This is a genomic window from Pelagibacterium montanilacus, from assembly GCF_003992665.1.
In the GTDB taxonomy this organism is placed as follows: domain Bacteria; phylum Pseudomonadota; class Alphaproteobacteria; order Rhizobiales; family Devosiaceae; genus Pelagibacterium; species Pelagibacterium montanilacus.
This window is the reverse complement of sequence record NZ_RZMX01000051.1, coordinates 58,328-76,365: the sequence shown is the minus strand read 5'-3', so window position 1 is coordinate 76,365 and position 18,038 is coordinate 58,328. Positions and strand designations below refer to the sequence as shown.

17 protein-coding genes are annotated in these 18,038 nt (G+C 65.2%); 7 read left to right on the top strand and 10 right to left on the bottom strand.

Features of this window, described 5'->3' with window-relative positions; all coding sequences use genetic code 11:
* Nucleotides 1–42 precede the first annotated feature (42 nt).
* Together EO136_RS13910 and EO136_RS13905 are read left to right on the top strand one after the other, a co-directional pair.
* Nucleotides 43–669 carry a DUF4893 domain-containing protein gene (locus EO136_RS13910; protein ID WP_164730609.1) on the top strand — a complete coding sequence of 209 codons (627 nt, stop codon included), beginning with the start codon at nt 43–45 and terminating at the stop codon, nt 667–669.
* A 113-nt stretch (nt 670–782) separates the two neighbouring features.
* Nucleotides 783–1,706, top strand: a complete 924-nt coding sequence (locus EO136_RS13905) for a hypothetical protein (RefSeq protein ID WP_127144997.1) — start codon at nt 783–785, stop codon at nt 1,704–1,706.
* A 284-nt stretch (nt 1,707–1,990) separates the two neighbouring features.
* Here the strand turns inward: EO136_RS13905 and EO136_RS13900 are convergent, their stop codons facing one another.
* Entirely contained in the window at nt 1,991–3,262 is a 1,272-nt protein-coding gene (locus EO136_RS13900; RefSeq protein WP_127144996.1) for an O-acetylhomoserine aminocarboxypropyltransferase/cysteine synthase family protein, read from the bottom strand.
* Nucleotides 3,263–3,413: 151 nt separating this feature from the next.
* A complete protein-coding gene (locus EO136_RS13895) occupies nt 3,414–4,655 on the bottom strand; it encodes a hypothetical protein (RefSeq protein WP_127144995.1) in 1,242 nt (413 codons plus the stop codon).
* 404 nt (nt 4,656–5,059) lie between these two features.
* Here EO136_RS13895 and EO136_RS13890 point away from each other — a divergent pair, with 404 nt between their 5' ends.
* Nucleotides 5,060–6,334: a DEAD/DEAH box helicase gene (locus tag EO136_RS13890; protein ID WP_127144994.1), complete on the top strand. Its 1,275-nt coding sequence runs from the start codon at nt 5,060–5,062 to the stop codon at nt 6,332–6,334.
* A gap of 183 nt (nt 6,335–6,517) precedes the next feature.
* Nucleotides 6,518–7,324, top strand: a complete 807-nt coding sequence (cysQ, locus tag EO136_RS13885; protein ID WP_246018385.1) for a 3'(2'),5'-bisphosphate nucleotidase CysQ — start codon at nt 6,518–6,520, stop codon at nt 7,322–7,324.
* Nucleotides 7,325–7,465: 141 nt separating this feature from the next.
* Here cysQ and ptsN read toward each other — a convergent pair whose 3' ends face one another.
* Both ptsN and hpf read right to left on the bottom strand, forming a co-directional pair.
* Nucleotides 7,466–7,933 carry a PTS IIA-like nitrogen regulatory protein PtsN gene (gene ptsN / locus EO136_RS13880; RefSeq protein ID WP_127144993.1) on the bottom strand — a complete coding sequence of 156 codons (468 nt, stop codon included), beginning with the start codon at nt 7,931–7,933 and terminating at the stop codon, nt 7,466–7,468.
* A gap of 48 nt (nt 7,934–7,981) precedes the next feature.
* Nucleotides 7,982–8,554 (bottom strand): ribosome hibernation-promoting factor, HPF/YfiA family, encoded by a 573-nt coding sequence (hpf, locus tag EO136_RS13875; protein WP_127144992.1) that lies wholly within the window; start codon nt 8,552–8,554, stop codon nt 7,982–7,984.
* A 274-nt stretch (nt 8,555–8,828) separates the two neighbouring features.
* On the opposite strand from hpf, the gene irrA reads away from it, so the two are divergent.
* Entirely contained in the window at nt 8,829–9,269 is a 441-nt protein-coding gene (gene irrA / locus EO136_RS13870) for an iron response transcriptional regulator IrrA (protein ID WP_281280382.1), read from the top strand.
* A 90-nt stretch (nt 9,270–9,359) separates the two neighbouring features.
* Here irrA and EO136_RS13865 read toward each other — a convergent pair whose 3' ends face one another.
* A complete protein-coding gene (locus EO136_RS13865; RefSeq protein WP_127144991.1) occupies nt 9,360–11,423 on the bottom strand; it encodes a transglycosylase domain-containing protein in 2,064 nt (687 codons plus the stop codon).
* Between the two features lie 312 nt (nt 11,424–11,735).
* Between EO136_RS13865 and EO136_RS13860 the strand changes: the two genes are divergently transcribed.
* Entirely contained in the window at nt 11,736–12,275 is a 540-nt protein-coding gene (locus tag EO136_RS13860; protein WP_127144990.1) for a gamma carbonic anhydrase family protein, read from the top strand.
* Here EO136_RS13860 and EO136_RS13855 read toward each other — a convergent pair.
* From EO136_RS13855 to EO136_RS13835, 5 genes are all read right to left on the bottom strand, one after another.
* Nucleotides 12,215–13,912: a Wzz/FepE/Etk N-terminal domain-containing protein gene (locus EO136_RS13855; protein ID WP_127144989.1), complete on the bottom strand. Its 1,698-nt coding sequence runs from the start codon at nt 13,910–13,912 to the stop codon at nt 12,215–12,217. The two genes, EO136_RS13860 and EO136_RS13855, sit on opposite strands and share 61 nt — an antisense overlap.
* A gap of 15 nt (nt 13,913–13,927) precedes the next feature.
* On the bottom strand, nt 13,928–14,719 hold the full coding sequence (locus tag EO136_RS13850) for a metallophosphoesterase family protein (RefSeq protein ID WP_127144988.1): 792 nt from the start codon (nt 14,717–14,719) through the stop codon (nt 13,928–13,930).
* A gap of 102 nt (nt 14,720–14,821) precedes the next feature.
* On the bottom strand, nt 14,822–15,220 hold the full coding sequence (locus EO136_RS13845; protein ID WP_127144987.1) for a Fur family transcriptional regulator: 399 nt from the start codon (nt 15,218–15,220) through the stop codon (nt 14,822–14,824).
* A 1-nt stretch (nt 15,221) separates the two neighbouring features.
* Nucleotides 15,222–16,061 carry a metal ABC transporter permease gene (locus tag EO136_RS13840; protein ID WP_206513337.1) on the bottom strand — a complete coding sequence of 280 codons (840 nt, stop codon included), beginning with the start codon at nt 16,059–16,061 and terminating at the stop codon, nt 15,222–15,224.
* A complete protein-coding gene (locus EO136_RS13835) occupies nt 16,018–16,896 on the bottom strand; it encodes a metal ABC transporter ATP-binding protein (protein ID WP_127144986.1) in 879 nt (292 codons plus the stop codon). Before EO136_RS13835 ends, EO136_RS13840 begins: the two co-directional genes overlap by 44 nt.
* A gap of 76 nt (nt 16,897–16,972) precedes the next feature.
* On the opposite strand from EO136_RS13835, the gene EO136_RS13830 reads away from it, so the two are divergent.
* Nucleotides 16,973–18,010 carry a zinc ABC transporter substrate-binding protein gene (locus EO136_RS13830; RefSeq protein ID WP_127144985.1) on the top strand — a complete coding sequence of 346 codons (1,038 nt, stop codon included), beginning with the start codon at nt 16,973–16,975 and terminating at the stop codon, nt 18,008–18,010.
* The last annotated feature ends 28 nt before the right edge of the window (nt 18,011–18,038 follow it).

Sequence of the window (18,038 nt, the reverse complement as noted above, 5' to 3'; positions counted from 1 at the left end):
GGGGCCAGATGCCATCAAGACATGCGCGAGAAGGAGAACATCGTGCCCAATCTGATCGTTCGGCTGGCGGCCGTTCTTGCCATGGTTTGTGCCCCGGCGTTCGCCCAGGATCAGGAGGCGGACCCACCCTATCATTTGGCCCTTGAGACGGCCGTGGGGGCCGGGGAACTCGATAGGCTCGAAGGCTGGCAAGAGGCGCTGCCCGACGCGGTCGCCGACCTCGGGGAGGCGCCCGAGCAGCATATCGCGGAGGCAGCCGCGCAAGTCCTCGCCCTGGTGAACATGGAAACCCGGCCCCTCGGCGATCCGGGCGATATCGTGGGGGATTGGAGCGCGCGCACTCTGCTCGTCGACGGGCTGGGTGCCTATAGCTACCCCTACTTTCCTGCCCGGATCTATCGGGAAGGTCGGGCCCTCGTCTTTGACAAGAACAGCGGATCCCAGCGCCATCGCGGGCTCATGGCCGATACGGGCCAGGACCGCTATCTGTTTGCCGGGGCGCTGTATTACCGGGACGAAGAGCCTCGGCTGCACAGCGCTCACATGGCCGGCTCGCCGGACCCCGAGCGCGACGCTTTGGCCTGGGTTTACCGGCTGGCCCCGGACCATTACCTCATGGCCTTCGCCCCCAGGGGCGGCCAGCACCGCCTCTACGAGTTGAGGCGTTAGCGCACCACATCACGCTAACGGGCCGCTCGCGCGGCAAAAACCGTTGCGCTGCCGGGTTGCCTGATGATATCGAGAGAACCATCGTAGGGACGATTCTGACAAGGGGGTGGGGGATGGAGAACATTCACCGGATTTCGTTCGAGCGCGCACGCGCGGCTCGTCGCAATGCGGCTGAGGAGAAAGCCCGGCCCGAACAGGACAGTGCGCTTCAATCGGAAAGTGAACTCGATCTTCTCGCCGACATTCTCGCTGCCAATGGCGAACGCGAAGAGCTTGAGGAACCCGAGCACCATGCAGAGCCGCAGCCTCAGCGGGTCGAGAGGGCGCCTCAGCGGCGCGCTCCGCCTCCCGCTCCCCCGCGCATGACCGCCCCCCCGCCGCCGCCCCGGACACGGCCCGCTCCCCAGGCCACTCAGGACCCCCGTCAGGCAGTTGCCCGCGCCGCGCCTTCGCGTGTGCCCCAGCGGCTTTCGCCGCCCCAGCCTGAAGTCGTGGCCTGGATGGCTGCGATCGAGCACGGCGGAAACACCTTCTGGTCCTTCTCCCAGGCGCCGATAACGAGCGACGAGGAGCAGGGCATCAGCGTCACCCAGCTCGTCGATGCCGAGGCTGCACGCGAGATGGCCGCCCGGTACGAAAGGGCGATGGCTGAGCTTCAGCGCAGCCGCGACATGGCTGTGCGCGAGCGCAACACCCTGCGCCGCCAGATGGAGCAGATGAGCGTCCGCATGGACGAGATGATGGCGCGTCAGGAAATCCTCGAGACCGAGAACGAGGCGCTTCATTCCGATGCGGCGGTTTCGGGCAATCCCGCGCAGCTCGGACTGATCCGCTGGGCTCATGATGCTCTGCACGATGCCAAGCCGCGCAATTATGATTTCGACGAGGTGTCCAAGCTCTGCAACACCTGCACCGAGGTTGTTGTCCGCTTTGCCTGGGAGCTCGGCGATACCCATGGGCGCTCACCCCAGTTCTGGGAGGCCTACAGTGCCGTGGTGGGCTCGCCGACCAAGCGTATCGAGCCGGACCGGCGCTGATAGCTGGCTGGCTGGGTGGGGCAGGGCGCCCCGGCCAGCGCACGCCGAAGGGCTTGGCGCGTTTCCAGGAAAAGTGGAAACACTTTTTCGGGTCGGAAACGCGACCAATCAAGGACTTAGAGCCCCTGTTCTGATTCAATCAGAACAGGGTACGCTCTAGAGACAAAACGATAGGGGCGGTCGGATTATCCGGGCGCCCTTTTTCTTTGCTTCGGACTGCGGCCTGCGCACAAGCAAAGGGGCCGAAGCGCAGTGCTTCGGCCCCTTTCTGCGTTGGGATCGATTTAGATCGCCGCCAGTGCCTGATCGACATCGGCGATGATGTCGTCGATGTTCTCGATGCCCACCGAAATGCGCACCAGATCCTCGGATACCCCCGCCGTCTTGAGTTCGTCAGGGCTGAGCTGGCGATGGGTTGTGGTTGCGGGGTGGCAGGCCAGCGACTTGGCGTCCCCGATATTGACCAGACGGTAGATCATGTTGAGCCCGTCGATGAACTTGCCGCCCGCCTCGCGGCCACCCTGAACCCCGAAGCTCACGATGCCCGAGGCCTTGCCGCTGCTGATCCGATCGCAGACGGCCTTGTAGGGGCTGGACTCCAGACCCGCATAGTTGACCCAGGTGACCTTGGGATGATTCTCGAGATGCTTGGCGAGCGCCAGCGCGTTCTCGCAATGGCGCTCCATGCGCAGGCCCAGGGTTTCAAGGCCCAGCAGGATCAGGAAGGCATTGTGCGGCGAGAGCGCAGCACCGGTATTGCGCAGCGGCGCCACGCGGCAGCGCCCGATATAGGCCGCGGGCCCGAGCGCCTCGGTGTAGATCACGCCGTGATAGGACGGATCGGGCTCGTTGAGAACCGCGAAGCGCTCCTTGTTGGCCACCCAGTCGAAGGTGCCCGAATCCACGATGATTCCGCCGATGGCAACGCCGTGCCCGCCGATATATTTGGTCAGCGAGTGCACCACGATATCGGCCCCATGGTCGATGGGCCGGCACAGATAGGGCGTGGCGACGGTGTTGTCGACGATCACCGGCACGCCATGGCGGTGGGCGATCTCGGCGAGCTTTTCGATGTCCACGACATTGCCGGCAGGGTTGCCGATCGATTCGCAGAACAGCGCGCGGGTCTTGTCGTCGATGAGCTTTTCGAGCCCCTCGTAGTCGTGGCCCTCGGCCATGCGCACGTCGATCCCCTGGCGGGGCAAGGCGTGCTTGAACAGATTATAGGTGCCGCCATAGAGCTGGCTGACAGAGACGATGTTGTCGCCAACCCCGGCGATCGCCTGGATGGAATAGGTGATGGCGGCCATGCCCGACGCCAGCGCCAGACCCGCGATGCCGCCTTCCATTTCGGCCACACGCTGCTCGAGCACGGCCGAAGTGGGGTTCATGATGCGCGTATAGATGTTGCCCTCGACCTTGAGGTCAAAGAGGTCCGCACCATGCTGGGTGTCGTTGAACGTGTAGGACGTGGTCTGGTAGATGGGCACCGCCGCCGAATTGGTCGTGGGCTCGGGGCTGTAGCCGTGGTGAAGGGCGAGAGTTTCGAGTTTCATCAAATGACTCCTCCGATGAATTTTGTCGCACCATAGGCGGAGAGGGTCCACTTGGCCAGAACGCGAAATGCGTGCCGACGATCTGCATTAGAAAATCTTGCCGTCCGTCCTCCTGGCCACGCGCTGGCTTTGCCGCCGGGCGGGGCGCGCCTCAGCGCGACCGCACGGAGACCGGATTTTCCAGCGCGACGTCGACCCAGCGCCGGGTTTCCGGATCGGCGCTTCTGCAGAGCTCAGACACGCGGTCGCGGTAGCGGTCCGGAACATGGGCCAGAACCTGCGCAAAGAAATGCTGGCCCTCGGAGATGTCGTCCGAGCTGTCCCCGTCCCATTGGGGAAGGGCCAGTTTCTCGCGCGCCAGGCGGTCGAGTCGGACAAACACCTCCTCGATCTCCAAGAGGCCGCACGAGCGCGCAATATCGGGCGCGCGCTCGAGCGGGATCGACTGGCCCCGGGGCAGACCGGCGGAATGCGAGGCCAGCATCTGGCGCAGGCCGGAAAGGTTGTCGACAAACAGTCCGGGCCATTCGCGCCCGAGAACCGCGGCGATCGCCTTGCCTTCCTCTGCCCAGACGATCTCGGCCTCGACATCCTCGAACCAGCACCCGAACGGATCCTCATGGTCCCAGATCGCCTGGAACCGGTCGTCCCAGGCCTTGATCCGTTCAACGAGCGCATCCGAAAGGCCAAGATTTACGGGATCCACCGGAAGCCCCTCGTCATGGTCCCATGTCGGCCAGCACTGGTATTCCGGCGTCAGCCGGAGCTTGGTCGGGCGTGTGGCGCCTTCCACCGTGCGCGCCCGGCCATCGACAAGGACCTCGTCCATGGGCGCGTCCTGACCCGGCTCGGGCATCGATGCGGATGACGAGGCCAGCCATTCCGGGGACGGTCCGCCGCGCGCCGATGCCCAGACGGCAAGCCCGCCCAACCCCACCATCGTGGCGAGCTCGATCGCAGCGCCCGGTGCCGGGTCGCCCGGCACCAGCAGCGCCCGCCAGCTCCCTGCAGCTTGGAGGAAAAAAGTGAGCGCCGTGACGGCGAGATAGACGATATAGGCGTTCACCGTGCTGCGCCTGCCCCTGGCCTCTTCGGCGTCCTGGGGCGGCAGATGGCGCGCCGACCAGACGAGATAACAGCTATAGGCCAGGGCGCCCGCGCCCAGGACCAGGGGCGAGAGCGGGCTCAGCGTTGCCAGCGATAGCCCCGAGATCACAGTCAGCCCGCCGCCCAGCCGCAGCAGCATGGTGCGCCGCTTCTCGGCCCGGGCGTCGGGCGCATCGAGCGCTTCGAGCACCGCATCGGCCCAACCGTCCAGCCGCATGGCCCAAAGCAGGTAGAGACCTCCCACAAGATAGAACAGGCCCGCAGAGATGGCGAGAAACTCGAGCATGGAAGCGATCCCGGCATGCAATTGGAGCGTGCAGAATAAGGATGGGCCGGTGGTGCGTCGCCCCCCTGTGAAGGGGGGGCATGCGAAGTCCCTTGACTTGTGGGGCCGTCTCAACGATATGTGCAGCACAGAGTCGCTGAGGGCGCCGCGTGAGCGCCCGCGCCACATCCTGCCCTCCGCAGGTTCTTTTCAGGCAGATAACGGCTTGCGCGGCGCGCCCCCATCCGGGGTTAGCGGCGCCCCTTCCACAACGGTTCCCACATCACGCGGGGTTTCGATCGGCTCGCGAAATGCTGCACAAGCCGTGCGGCAGCGTGCGCCGGTATCCGCTCATCGGACGCTGGCTGGCCATTGGCCGGCGCGCCCAGGCATGGCATCTGCCGTGCGCCATAAGGACAAGTTCTTTGCAAGATTTTCAGGCCCTGGGCCTTCACTCCCGTCTGGTCGATGCCGTGGCGGCGCTGGGTTACGACCAGCCGACGCCCATTCAGGCAGAAGCCATCCCTCACGTTCTGGCCGGTCGCGACCTCATGGGCCTCGCCCAGACCGGAACCGGAAAGACCGCGGCATTCGGGCTGCCGCTCATCACCCATCTGCTCGCCGCGCCCGGCCGGCCCGCGCCTCGCACCGTAAAGGCGCTGATCCTTGCGCCAACCCGCGAGTTGGTCAACCAGATCGCGACTAATCTGCGCGCGCTGGTCCGCGACACGCCGATCCGCGTCAATCATGTGGTCGGCGGCATGTCGATCAATGGCCAGATCCGGACGCTCTCGCACGGTTCGGACATTCTCGTGGCCACCCCCGGCCGCCTGCTCGACCTGGTCAAGCGCCAGGCCGTGCGGCTCGATTCGGCCCGCTATCTCGTCCTCGACGAAGCCGACCAGATGCTCGATCTGGGCTTCATCCACGCTCTGCGCGATATTGCCCGGCTTTTGGGCAGCCCGCGCCAGACGCTTCTGTTCTCGGCCACCATGCCTGCCCAGATGGTCGAGATTTCGCGCACCTATCTCACCGATCCGGTCCGCGTGCAGGTTGCCGCTCCGGGCAAGGCCGCCGACAAGGTCGACCAGACGGTCCATTTCGTTGAAACCGGAGACAAGATCAGCCTGCTTTCCAAATTGCTGGGCGCCGAGACCGATTCCCTTTCGCTGGTCTTCACCCGCACCAAGCACGGGGCCGACAAGCTCGCCAAAAAGCTCGAATCGGCCGGTTATGCGGTAGGCGCCATCCACGGCAACAAGAGCCAGGGACAGCGCGACCGCATGCTCAAGGCGTTCCGTGACGGCACCATCCGGGTTCTGGTCGCCACCGACGTGGCAGCGCGCGGGCTCGATATCCCCGGCGTCACCCACGTCTACAATTTCGACCTCCCCGAAGTGGCCGAGAACTACGTCCACCGGATCGGTCGCACCGCACGCGCCGGAGCCGATGGTAAGGCCGTTGCCCTGTGCGCCGCAGCCGAACTCGATCTTCTCGGCGCCGTGGAAAAGCTCATGGGGATCACCGTCCCGACCGTTGGCGGCACCCGTCCCGAGCCCTCCCGCCGCGGCGCATCGAGCAAGAGCAAAGGCAAGGGACGCGGCCAGAGTGGCCGTCCCGTCCAGGCCCAGCAGCCCAAGCGCGCCGACGAGCGGCCTTCCGGCCGCACCAGTCGCCGGCGTCCTCGGCGTGCAGCCTGAATTGCTCCCGGGAACGGCGGCAACGCTGTTCCGATAGGGAATGCGACGACGCAATGAGTGAGGGCTCCTGATCTGATGCATTCAGAGCGGGAGCCCTGATCACGCCGTGCGCTGGCACGGGCGCGAAGCCTGTGATAGGCCTCGCGCCCATGGCGTATGGTGATGCGGGGAGGGTGCGGGCTGGTGCTGGAAAAACTGTGCGGGATCGGGCTCGAGGCGGGCGCGATCATACTCGATATCTACGGGCGAGCCTTTTCGGTGGAAACCAAGGCCGACAATTCCCCGCTCACCGAAGCCGACACGGCCGCCGAAGCCCTGATTCTCGACCGCCTCGCCGTGGCATTTCCCGATATCCCCGTGATTGCCGAAGAAGCCGTGGCGGCGGGCCGTGTGCCTGCAACCGGCAAGCGGTTCTTCCTGGTTGATCCCCTCGACGGCTCCAAGGAGTTCATCGCGCGCAATGACGAGTTCACCGTCAACATCGCGCTCATTGAGGACGGCGTGCCCACCCATGGCATGATCTGCGCGCCCGCGCTCGGACGGCTATGGTGGGGTGGCCCGGACGGCGCGTTCACAGCCACCTGCAAGGCTGGCAAGATGGGCAAGGCAAGTTCCATCCGCACGCGCAGCCCGGCACCCGATGCTGGGCTCGTGCTCGTGGGCAGCCGGTCCCACGCCAGCGAGGTCTCCGAGCCGCGGCTCGAGGGCCTTTGTGTGGCACAAGCCCGTGCGGTCGGCTCCTCGCTCAAATTCTGCCTGATCGCCGAAGGCGAGGCCGACATCTATCCCCGCCTTGGCCGGACCATGGAATGGGACATCGCTGCCGGTGACGCCATCGTGCGCGCCGCGGGCGGATTGGTTCTCGACGCGCAAGGGCGTCCCTTCGGCTACGACAAGCGCAACCAGAGCCAGGACGTGGATTTTGCCAACGGGTATTTCTGGGTGTTCGGGGATCGGAGCCTCGCGTCCCGTATCTTTCCCGGGCTCTGAACCGGGATTCTGGACCGCGCCGCCCGCGCAGCGCGGTCGTGCCGCCTCCAGAGCGTCTCGAGTTCTGATCGAATCAGAACTCGAGCTCCAAGTGTCGTATCTCGGACCCGGAAAAGTGTTTCCACCTTTCCTGGAGGCGCCCTAGGCGGCGTTCGTGGTCTCAAGCGAACTTGTGAGGATATCGCGCAGCTTGGCCGGGTCCTTGGTCGAACGCAGCCGGTCCACGATCCCCTCCGAGCGCAGCAGGCGTGCGACCTTGGACAGCGCCTTGAGGTGGTCGGCGCCCGACCCTTCCGGAGCGAGCAGCATCACGATGATGTCCACAGGCTGATCGTCGACAGCATCGAACTCGATCGGCTGGGCCAGCCGCGCGAATACCGCGGTGACGCCAGGCAGACCCTTGATCTTGCCGTGTGGAATCGCGATGCCGCTTCCCAGGCCTGTAGAGCCCAGTTGCTCGCGGCTGAGCAGCGTATCGAAGATGACCTGTGCGTCTATCCCCACCTGCGCCGAAGCACGCTCGGCAAGCTGCTGCAGGAGCTGGCGCTTGCTCGCGACCTTTGCGCAGGGCATGATCGAGTCCTGCGACAGGATGTCAGCAAGTTGCATTGAGAAAAGCCTTTGTGGTGTCTTGTGTCTGGCGACTGAGTGCTCGACCTATGTCGGAGCAAGGGCCGGATCGATCCATCCGATATTCCCATCGGCGCGGCGGTAAACCACATTCATGCCTCCATGTCCAGCATGGCGGAACACAATGACGTCCGATTGCATCAGGTCCATTTCCATTACCGCTTCACCCACGCTCATGGTGCGAAGGCTCGAAGTGCTCTCTGCGATCACTGGCGGGGAAAAATCCTCGGCCAGTTCTTCCTCGTCGTTCGGTGCTGCCAGCACGTAGGAGGCATAGTCGCTCGAAGGGCCGTTATTGGCGTTGCGACGGTGATTCTTGAGTTTGCGCTTGTAGCGGCGCAGCCGCTTTTCGATGTGCCCGGCCATTGCCTCGTAGGCGGGTATGGCCTCATGGGCGGAGGCGCTGGCCTGCAGCACCACGCCCGTGTCCAGATGGACAAGGCAATCGGCCCGAAATCCGCTGCCCTCTGGCTCGAGGGTCAGGTGGCCATCATACCCTCCATCGAAATATTTGGCGACGACGGCATCGAAATGCTCTTCGGCTCTGGTCCGGAGCGATTCACCGACGTCCATGTTTTTTCCCGAAACGCGCAAGCTCATGGAAAGCCTCTCGGTTGTCTCATATGAAAGCCCGCTTCGCGGTCGCCTGGCGAACGCTCACGGACCGCGAGTCTAGTCTCGCAGGATCGGCAAGGCAATCATTACCGGGCCCAGTGGTTCCGCGCGCAGAACGCGCAGTGGATAATCCGTCCCCTCCTGAAGGCCCCTGGCTGTGCCGCTGACGGGCTCGTGTTGCCGCGCGCCTTGTGAAAAGCGCCCGGGATTACTATAGTCCGCGCAATCTAGAGGTACCGAGTTGGATATCGCCAAGACCATGACTTCATTTCCCGGCGCAACGCACCCCACATCGCGCGCGCCCTGCCTCATGGCGGTGCTGCGGATGGCCGGGCTGCGGCCCACGCGCCAGCGCCTCGCGCTCGCCGAATTGCTGTTTTCGGGCACTCATCGCCACGTCAACGCCGAGCAACTGCACTCCGAAGCCGCGCGGTCGGGCGTGCAGGTGTCGCTGGCCACCATCTACAACTCCTTGCACCAGTTCCGTCAGGCGGGCCTGCTGCGCGAAATTTCTGTGGACGCCTCCCGGTCCTATTTCGACACCGACACCACCGACCATCACCATTATTTCATCGAGGACGAGCAGCGGATCGAGGACATCCCCTCCGATACAATCGAGATTTCGGGCCTGCCCGACGCGCCCGAAGGCATGGTCGTGAGCCATGTGGACGTGATTGTCAGGGTGCGCCGAGCGCGCTGAGCCTCGCCCCGCGCCGGGGCCCTGAATGCGAAAGCCCGGCTGCCTGGAAGGGCAGCCGGGCTTTTCCATCAGGTGATCTGCTCCGCGCCGTCAGGGCGCGAAGATCGAATTGAGGATATTGCCGATGCCGTCCGGGTTCTGCACCCCTCCCTCGGGCGCAGCCTGCGTGGGTGCTGCGTTGGGATCGGCGACACGGTCGGCAAGCCGGACATAGGATCCGGGCAGCTCGGCAACGGTCAGCCCCTCATGGGCCTCAACCATGAACTCGCGCCAGATTTCCGCAGGAACGGAGCCGCCGGCCATGCCGCTGGTGGGGCTGTCATCGTCATTGCCCAGCCACACCCCGCCGACCATGCTCGCGGTATAGCCCACGAACAGGGCATCGCGGCTGCGCTGGGAGGTTCCGGTCTTGCCTGCCATGGGCCATCCGCCCATCTGCGCATTCCGGCCCGTGCCAGCCTCCACGCCTGCGCGCAGCATGTCGTTCATCATCCCAACCTGCGTGTCGGTCAGGATTTGACCGGGTCCTGAGGGATTTTCCTCGTAAAGCACTTCGCCATCGGAGGTGGTGATCCGGGTGATGACGTTGGCGATCACCCCGTACCCGCCATTGGCGAAGGGCGCATAAGCCGCCGTGAGGTCGAGCAGAGACACTTCCTGGGTGCCCAGGGCGATGGCGGGCACGGGCTGGAAGTTGGACGTAAAGCCCATGCGATAGGCGGTCTCGACGACGTTCTCGGGTCCGATGTCGATCGCGAGGCGCGCCGCGACGGTGTTGATCGAATAGGCCAGCGCGTCGCGCAGCAGAACCGGGCCGACATACTGGTTGTTGGAGTTTTCCGGGGACCAGCCATTATATTCGAGCGGCTCGTCCACGACCAGCGTATCGGGCGTATAGCCCTGCTGGAGGGCGGCCAGATAGACGAAGGGCTTGAAGGTCGACCCCGGCTGGCGCCGTGCGGTGACCGCGCGGTTGTACTGGCTCATGGAATAGTCCACGCCTCCGATCAGCGCCTTGACGCGGCCGTCGGTGTCCATGGCCACGAGCGCGGCCTGTGAGAACTGGCGGGCTTCGCCATATTCACGAATCGCTTCGCGCACCACGAATTCGGCATGCTTTTGCAGGTCCCAGTCGAGTGTGGTGGAGACCACCACGTCCTCATGGACCTCACCCAGATAGGCGGTCATCAACGTCTCGACCCAGTCCGCAACGTAGAACTCGGCCCCCGCGACCCGGTCGGACCGGGCGGTCGTGCGCGCCGGATCGAGCGACGCGGCGTCGGCTTCCTCCTGGGTGATGTAGCCCTCGCGGACCATGTTGGCGAGGGCCAGGCGCTGGCGCTCCTCGGCTCGCTCGGGATGGTTGCGGGGGTTGTAATAGGACGGCGCAGGCAGGATGCCGGCCAGCATCGCGGCCTGGCCGAGCGACAGGTTGCGCGCCGAAACCCCGAAATAGGTCTGGGCCGCCGCCTCGATCCCCGTGGCCCCGGAGCCGAAATGGACGCGGTTGAGATAGAGCTCGATGATCTGGTCTTTGGTGTAGTTCCGTTCCAGCCAGATCGCGAGCAGGGCTTCCTGAACCTTGCGGCCCAGCGTCTGGTCGGGAGTGAGGAACAGGTTCTTGGCCACCTGCTGGGTGATGGTGGACGCGCCGCGCGTCACCTGCCCGGCCTGAACGCTCTCCACGAGAACCGAAGCAAGGCCGAAGGGGTCGACGCCGAAGTGATCACGGAAGCGCCGGTCTTCGCTCGCGATCACCGCCTGGCCCACATAATAGGGCAATTCATGGATGGAAACGGCCTCGCCACCGGTCTGCCCACGGTTGGACAGTAGCTGGCCGTTAGAGGCCAGCACCCGGATATTGGGCGGACGCTGGGGCACTTCCCAGGTATCGGACGAACCCAGATCCTGGCCGTAATACAGAACCACCCCTCCTGCCGCGATCGCGCCCAGAATGGCGACAGAGAATCCGAAATAGATCAGGGAGACGAAAAAGCCGCCGATCCCGCGCCTGCGCCTGGACGGTTTCTTCTTGCCTCCGGACGAACGGCGCGGCTTGTCGCCGTTTCCGGCCTTGGCAGGCGCAGCCTTGCGTCCACCGCGGCGCTTCTTGCCGTCGTCGATCCGATCGTCGGGAGAAAGGCGAAGATCCATGAAACCGAGTCTTTCCTGCGTGATACTGCCGTCAAGGTGCCGGCCAGGCCGGGCGTTGACGCCGCCATACGCCCGTCGCCATGACGTTGCGATCGGAGCGGGCGGCTGATGCAACCTTGCGATATCTAATGCTTGTGTTGGTCAATTGTGGCCGGTTTATGTGAGTTTTTCCATTCCTGCGCCCGCTTGTTGCGCCAAGTCCACACAATTGTCCTCCACCCGCCGTCCTGCCTCCTCGCCATGAGATGAGCGCTTGATCAGATGCGTCCTTCGCCTACCCTTGCGGCCTTCGGGCCAGTCAGGGATGAGAGCGTGAGTATTTACAGTTTCGAGGGCCGCGAGCCCTCCATTTCCGACCGGATCGGGTTCCTTGCTCCCGATGCCGCCATTATAGGCTCGATCGCGCTTGGCGCGGGCGTCAGCGTCTGGTTCGGCGCCGTAATGCGCGGGGACAATGAACCGATCGTGATCGGGGAGGGCACCAACATCCAGGAGATGTGCATGCTGCACACCGACCCCGGCTTCCCCCTCACCATCGGCGCCGGCTGCACCATCGGGCATCGGGCGATTCTGCACGGCTGCACCATCGGGGGCAACAGTCTCGTGGGCATGGGCGCCATCGTGCTCAACGGCGCGCGGATCGGGGTCAATTGCCTGATCGGAGCCGGCGCGCTGGTGACCGAGAACACCGAAATTCCCGACAACAGCCTTGTGATCGGATCCCCCGCCAAGGTGCGGCGAACCCTCGATCAGGACGCGGTGCGCGGGCTTGAGGCCGCCGCACGCGGGTATCAGGACAAGTCCGGCCGATTCGTGCGGGATCTGAGGAAAGTGGATGGGCCGGGGCGGTAACGCGGGCGGGGCGGACGGGCTCGGTTGAGCGCGAGCACAAGCTCGAGCCCCGGGGCCGTCGTCTCGATGGCATGAACCGCGTCTTCGACCACCGATCGCGGCGTATCCTGTGATTGCGCCACGAGAACCATCGCGTCCGCGCGGCTGCCCAGCGCCAGTGCATCCACCCCGTGACTGATCGGTGGGGTATCGACAACGACGAAATCATAGCCCTGGCGCGCGCCCTCGACGACCCCCGCCAGTCCCTCGTGATCCGGAATCCGGCCGGGCTGATCGTTCACGGCAGAGCCGCGGGCGAGCAGGATCTCCAGAGGGCTCTGGAGGTCGCTCATGGCCCGCGCCCCCCGGTCGGACGGCAGTGCGTCGTTGGGAGCAGGGATCAGCGCGCCTGCGAAATCGGCCTGCCCGTCTGCGTCCACCAGAAGCGTTCGCGCCCCGGTTATGGCGAGTGACCGCGCCAAGGCGAGCGCCAGGGTGGATCTGCCCTCTCCTGGAGCGCCGGACGACACCACGATGAGGGCGCCGCGGCCGACTCCGCGCCGGTCGAGCGCCGAGCGCACTGCCAATTGCAGCCGGTGGAGCGCCTGGGCGTAGGGCGCCCTGGAATCGGCCGTAACGATATCGGCAGGGCTCCACTGGTCCGCCGCCCAATCGAGGTGTTCCTCGGGAATCGCAATCACCGGCCGACCGCCGAGACATCCGGACATGACTGTGGCCTTGGCAAAGCCTCCGGCCACGGTTTCGCGCGTCAGCGCCGCACCAGTGCCCAGCATCAGACCGATCAGGCCCCAGAACCCCAGGATCAGCGCCGGTTCGGTCCCCGAAGGTCGTGCGGGCGGCGTGGCCGGGGACACCAGGCGTGCATCGGGCATCTGCAGATCCGTCCGGGCCGCAAATTCCACCGACCGGGCCAAAAGGGTTTCGTAATGGGTGCGCGCAATGGCCTCCACCGGGTCGAGGTCCGATCGCGGGTCAGCCGCCGCACCGCCTTGGGCAGCCCCCTGGGCGTCGCGTTCGCCGCGCGTTGTCTGCAGGGCCCGTCCTGCCTGCTCGGCCCGCTCGCGCAGGATCTCGCCGGCCGAAAAGATGGTGGCTGTCCTCGCGAGCGTTTCCTGCTCGATATAGGTCCGGGCCACCGCATTGGCCAGGTGGGCGGCCCGTTGCGGATCATCGAGGCGTACCTCAACGGCAACGAGATGGGTCTGGCCGCGCTGCTCAACGCCTGTGGCAGCGCGCAAGCCATCGAGTGCGCGCAAGGCCGGATCCGGCGCGGCCGGGCGCGCTGTGAGGCTCAGGGCGGCATTGATCGGTCCCCTGGTGGGGCTTGCAAAGCGCGGATCGGCATCGAGGCGTTCGGCTTGCACCACCGCGCCGAGAACTGCGTCCGAGCGCATGATTTCCGCCGCGCTGGCGATGCGCGCCATGTCGGTTGCGCCTGCCGATTCCACCTCCGGGGCCAGCAGGTTGGATGGACGGGGGTCGACATAGACGAGGGCCGTGGCGCTGAACCGGGCCGGCGTCGCCCAGGCATGGATCAGCCCCGCCACGAGGCACGCCGCAGTCGCACCGGCGACCCACACCCGCCGACGCCATATCGCGGACAGCGCCGCTCCCAAGTCGATATGTCCCTCGTCCACGCTTGCCCCCCGTTTTTACCCCGCGCTGGTCAGCACCCTCGCCGTGCCCGCCTCGATCCGCACCGCGCTCAGAACGCCCCCGATATAGACCCCGCTGTCGAGATTGATGCGGCCGCGCCCGATCTGGGCCTCTTTGACCGGAGTGTGCCCATGAACCACGCAGCGGCCGAAATCATGGTCCGACTCCAGGAACGCGTCCCGGATCCAGACCATGTCCTCCTCACTCTGGCGCGCGGTGGGCACCCCGGGCCGCAGCCCGGCGTGAACGAAGATGTGGTCGGGGGTTTCCAGCATCACGGGCAGAGTCTGGAGAAACCGCCGATGAGCCGCGGGAATGGCGCGCAACAGACGCGAGCGGGCGCCGATCCAGTCTCTCTCGACCTCGTGCACGCTCTTGGCGTCCAGACCATAGGATCGCAGCGTGGATTCACCGCCCAGCCTGAGCCAATGCCGGAAGGCGCGATGGTCCGAGAGGGCGGACAGCATGGCCAGCTCGTGGTTGCCGCACAGGCAGATGCGGTGCCAGCCCTTGGGCAGGGGCGCCAGCAGATGATCGAGCACCTGCGCCGATTGCGGGCCCCTGTCCACATAGTCCCCGATCATGACGATCCAGCGCTCGCCGGCGCAATCGGTCCCGTCGTCCAGGATGTGGCGCTCAAGCTCCACAAGCCTTTCGAGGTATCCGTGCACATCGCCGATGGCATAAATACGCGCTGGCCGCCCGGCAGCCTTAAGCCTTGGCCGCTCAGCGTTCTTTTGCTCGCGCACTCCTGTATCGGTGCCCCCATGGAGCATCCGCGCAATCATGGCTATCCCCCCGACGGCCTGATGCGGGAGATCGATCCCGATCCCCCCTTTTAGTCAAATTATAACGGATTGGGCGCGGAGGAAATGGGCCTCGCGAATTTGTCAGCCAGAAGCGCATTGCTGGCAGGTGCCACGGATTTCCATCGTCGTCCGCGCCGTCACGAAACCCTCGCGATCCGCCCAGTCATCGAGCCGCGCGCGCACCACCTCGTCGGAAAATTCGCGCACGAGACCGCAGGTTTCGCAGATCGCAAAGGCGATCAGGCCGGACTTGTGGCAGTGCGGGTGTGCGCAGGCCACGAACGCGTTGAGCGATTCCAGCCGGTGGGCGAGACCCTTCTCGAGCAGCTTGTCGAGCGCGCGATAGACCTGCAGGGGCGCCCGCAGTCCGTCTCCCCGCAGCTGGTCGAGAATCGTGTATGCGCTCAAGGGGCCCTCCGCCTTGGTGAGGGTATCGAGAACCAGGGTCTGGTTGCGCGTCAGGTCGGTCTGGCCGGACATCTCAGGCATCCTTCGGCTTGTTCTTGAGCGGGATCAGCGAAGTGAGGGCGAACACCCCGAGGGCAGCGACCACGATGGACGGTCCCGATGGCGTATCGAAATGCAGCGAGGCCCACAAGCCTGCCAGAACCGCGGCTATGCCCCCCAGTGCGGCATAGATCGCCATCTGCTCGGGCGTCCGGGCCAGGCGGCGCGCTGCGGTGGCGGGAATGATCAGCATGGCGGTGATCAGCAACACGCCGAGAATCTTCATCGCGATGGCGATCAGTCCGGCGAGCAGCACCATGAACACAAGCCGCGTGCGTTCGGGGGAAAACCCTTCAGCCTGGGCGATCTCCTCGCTCACCGTGCCCGCCAGCATCGGGCGCCAGAGCCAGGCGAGCACGCCCAGCACCACCGCGCCGCCGCCATAGATCAGAGCCAGATCGGCAACCGAGACCGCGAGGATGTCGCCAAAGAGCAGGCCCATCAGATCGATCCGGACATTGGGCATCAGCGATACCAGCACCAGGCCGAGCGCCAGCGTCGAGTGGGAGAGCAGGCCCAGAAGGCTGTCGGACGAGAGCGTGCCGCGTCGCTGCAAGAAACCCAGGATCACCGCCACGAGAACAGCGATGGCGAAGACGCCCGCCAGCGGGTTGAACGAAAAGAACAGCGCCAGCGCCACGCCCAGAATGGCCGAGTGCGCCATGGTGTCCCCGAAATAGGCCATGCGACGCCAGACGATAAAGCAGCCCAGAGGTCCGGTCACCGCAGCGACCCCCACCCCCGCGATGATCGCGCGCGTGAAAAAGCTCTCAAGCATCCTGGCGCGCCTTGCTGCCAGTGTGATCGTGCTCATGGTCGCAATGGGGGCCGTGCGCGTGATGATCGAAGGCCAGCGTGCCGTCAGCCTGCCGCACCGAGCCGTCGGGCAGATGCGCATGATCGTGATGGTGGCGGTAGATCGCGAGGGTTTCCGCCGCCCGTGGACCAAAGAGCGCCGCATATTCGGTGCTGGCCGCCACGGTGTCGGGCGTGCCCGAGCAGCACACATGCCCGTTCAGGCAAAGGACCGTGTCGGTGCGCGCCATCACCACATGCAGATCATGGCTGATCAGCAGCACCCCGCACCCCGTTTCGTCGCGAATGGTCGCGATCAGATCATAGAGTGCCACTTCGCCGGAGAAATCCACTCCCTGCACCGGTTCGTCCAGCACCAGCAGGTCGGGCCGTCCGATGATGGCGCGCGCGATCATGGCGCGCTGGAATTCTCCGCCCGAAAGCGCCTGCACCTGAGCGTCCCTGAGGTGAGAAATACCCACGAGATCCAGAGCCTGTGCCACCTCCGCTTTGCTCCGCCGCCTGCTGAGCGTCATCAGCCGGCCCACCGTCAGGGGGAGGGAGCGATCGAAAGCGGTCTTCTGGGGCACGTATCCGACCTGCAATCCCTTCGCCCGCCGCACCTCGCCCTCGTCGGGCGTCAGCACACCCAGCGCGGCCTTGACCGTGGTCGATTTGCCCGAGCCGTTGGGCCCGATCAGCGTGACGATCTCGCCGGGCACAATGGTCATGTCGACCCCGCGCACCAGCCAGCGACCGTCGCGATGGATCCCCAGCTTGGTCATGGCGATCAGGGGGCCGTCGCCGGGACGGGCATCCGCGCGCGCGAATTTGCCGGGCAGAAGCTCTTGCATGCGTTCTATCATAACGTTATAGCATTACATCGTAGATTGTAATGTCATAACATAGTCCTTCAAGGAGCCCGCCACAATGCCTCTTCGCAGCCCGCTCGTCCTCGGAGCCGCGCTTGTCGCGCTGATGGTAGCCAGTCCCGCGTTCGCCGCGCCTCAGGTTCTCACCACGATCAAGCCGCTCCATTCCCTGGTCGCAGGCGTCATGGACGGCGTGGGGGAGCCCGAGCTGCTCATAGATGGCGCGGCCAGCCCGCACGGGTTTTCCATGCGCCCCTCCGATGCGGCCAGGCTCGAAGGCGCCGAAGTTGTGTTCTGGATCGGTGCCGGCCTTGAAACCTTCCTCGATGGCGCACTGCAGACCCTTGCATCGGACGCCAGTGTTGTCGCGATGATGGATGTCGAGGGCATGACGATCCTCGAGCTGCGCGAGGGCGGACGCTTCGAGGAACATGATCACGATCACGACGATCACGACGATCACGGTGGGGACGAACACAATCACGCCGAAGATCACGAGAATCCCGGGGACGACGACCATGAGCACCAGGGCGAGGATCATGACCACCACGAGCATGATGACGATGCCCACGACCATGACCATGGCGATGCCCACATCTGGCTCGATCCCCAGAACGCCCGCCTGATGGTCGCTGCGATCGTGGATGCTCTTGGCACCGCCGATCCGGAAAACGCCGCGATCTACAACGACAACGGCCAGGCGATCGCCGCCCGGCTGAACGAATTGGAAGCCAGAATCGGCGAGCAGCTCGAGCCGGTGCGCGGCAAGCCCTTCTTCCTGTTTCACGACGCCTATCATTATTTCGAGGCGCGCTTTGGCATCGAGGCTTCCGGAACCTTTACCGTCAATCCCGAAGTGGCGCCCGGTGCCGGCCGGCTGACCGAAATCCGCGAAATGGTCGAAGCCGAGGAGGCGGTGTGCCTGTTCGCCGAGCCGCAATTTTCCCCCCAGGTGATCGACACGATCGCAGAGGGTACCGGCGCGCGCCTCGGCGAGCTCGACCCGCTGGGAGCCGCGATCCCGGAGGGCCCCGAACTCTATTTCACCCTGATCGAGACCATGGCGCAAAGTCTCGCCGATTGCCTCGCCGATTGAACCGGTTTGCCTGCCGGACCCCGATTGG

Bases quoted from the DNA above. Each gene is read 5' to 3' on its own strand.
- EO136_RS13905 (WP_127144997.1), top strand. From the start codon at position 783: ATGGAGAACATTCACCGGATTTCGTTCGAGCGCGCACGCGCGGCTCGT.
- EO136_RS13840 (WP_206513337.1), bottom strand. From the start codon at position 16,061: ATGAGCACGATCACACTGGCAGCAAGGCGCGCCAGGATGCTTGAGAGC.
- hpf (WP_127144992.1), bottom strand. From the start codon at position 8,554: ATGAGCTTGCGCGTTTCGGGAAAAAACATGGACGTCGGTGAATCGCTC.
- EO136_RS13865 (WP_127144991.1), bottom strand. From the start codon at position 11,423: ATGGATCTTCGCCTTTCTCCCGACGATCGGATCGACGACGGCAAGAAG.
- EO136_RS13895 (WP_127144995.1), bottom strand. From the start codon at position 4,655: ATGCTCGAGTTTCTCGCCATCTCTGCGGGCCTGTTCTATCTTGTGGGA.
- EO136_RS13850 (WP_127144988.1), bottom strand. From the start codon at position 14,719: ATGATTGCGCGGATGCTCCATGGGGGCACCGATACAGGAGTGCGCGAG.
- EO136_RS13830 (WP_127144985.1), top strand. From the start codon at position 16,973: ATGCCTCTTCGCAGCCCGCTCGTCCTCGGAGCCGCGCTTGTCGCGCTG.
- EO136_RS13900 (WP_127144996.1), bottom strand. From the start codon at position 3,262: ATGAAACTCGAAACTCTCGCCCTTCACCACGGCTACAGCCCCGAGCCC.
- irrA (WP_281280382.1), top strand. From the start codon at position 8,829: ATGACTTCATTTCCCGGCGCAACGCACCCCACATCGCGCGCGCCCTGC.
- EO136_RS13845 (WP_127144987.1), bottom strand. From the start codon at position 15,220: ATGTCCGGCCAGACCGACCTGACGCGCAACCAGACCCTGGTTCTCGAT.
- ptsN (WP_127144993.1), bottom strand. From the start codon at position 7,933: ATGCAACTTGCTGACATCCTGTCGCAGGACTCGATCATGCCCTGCGCA.
- EO136_RS13835 (WP_127144986.1), bottom strand. From the start codon at position 16,896: ATGCAAGAGCTTCTGCCCGGCAAATTCGCGCGCGCGGATGCCCGTCCC.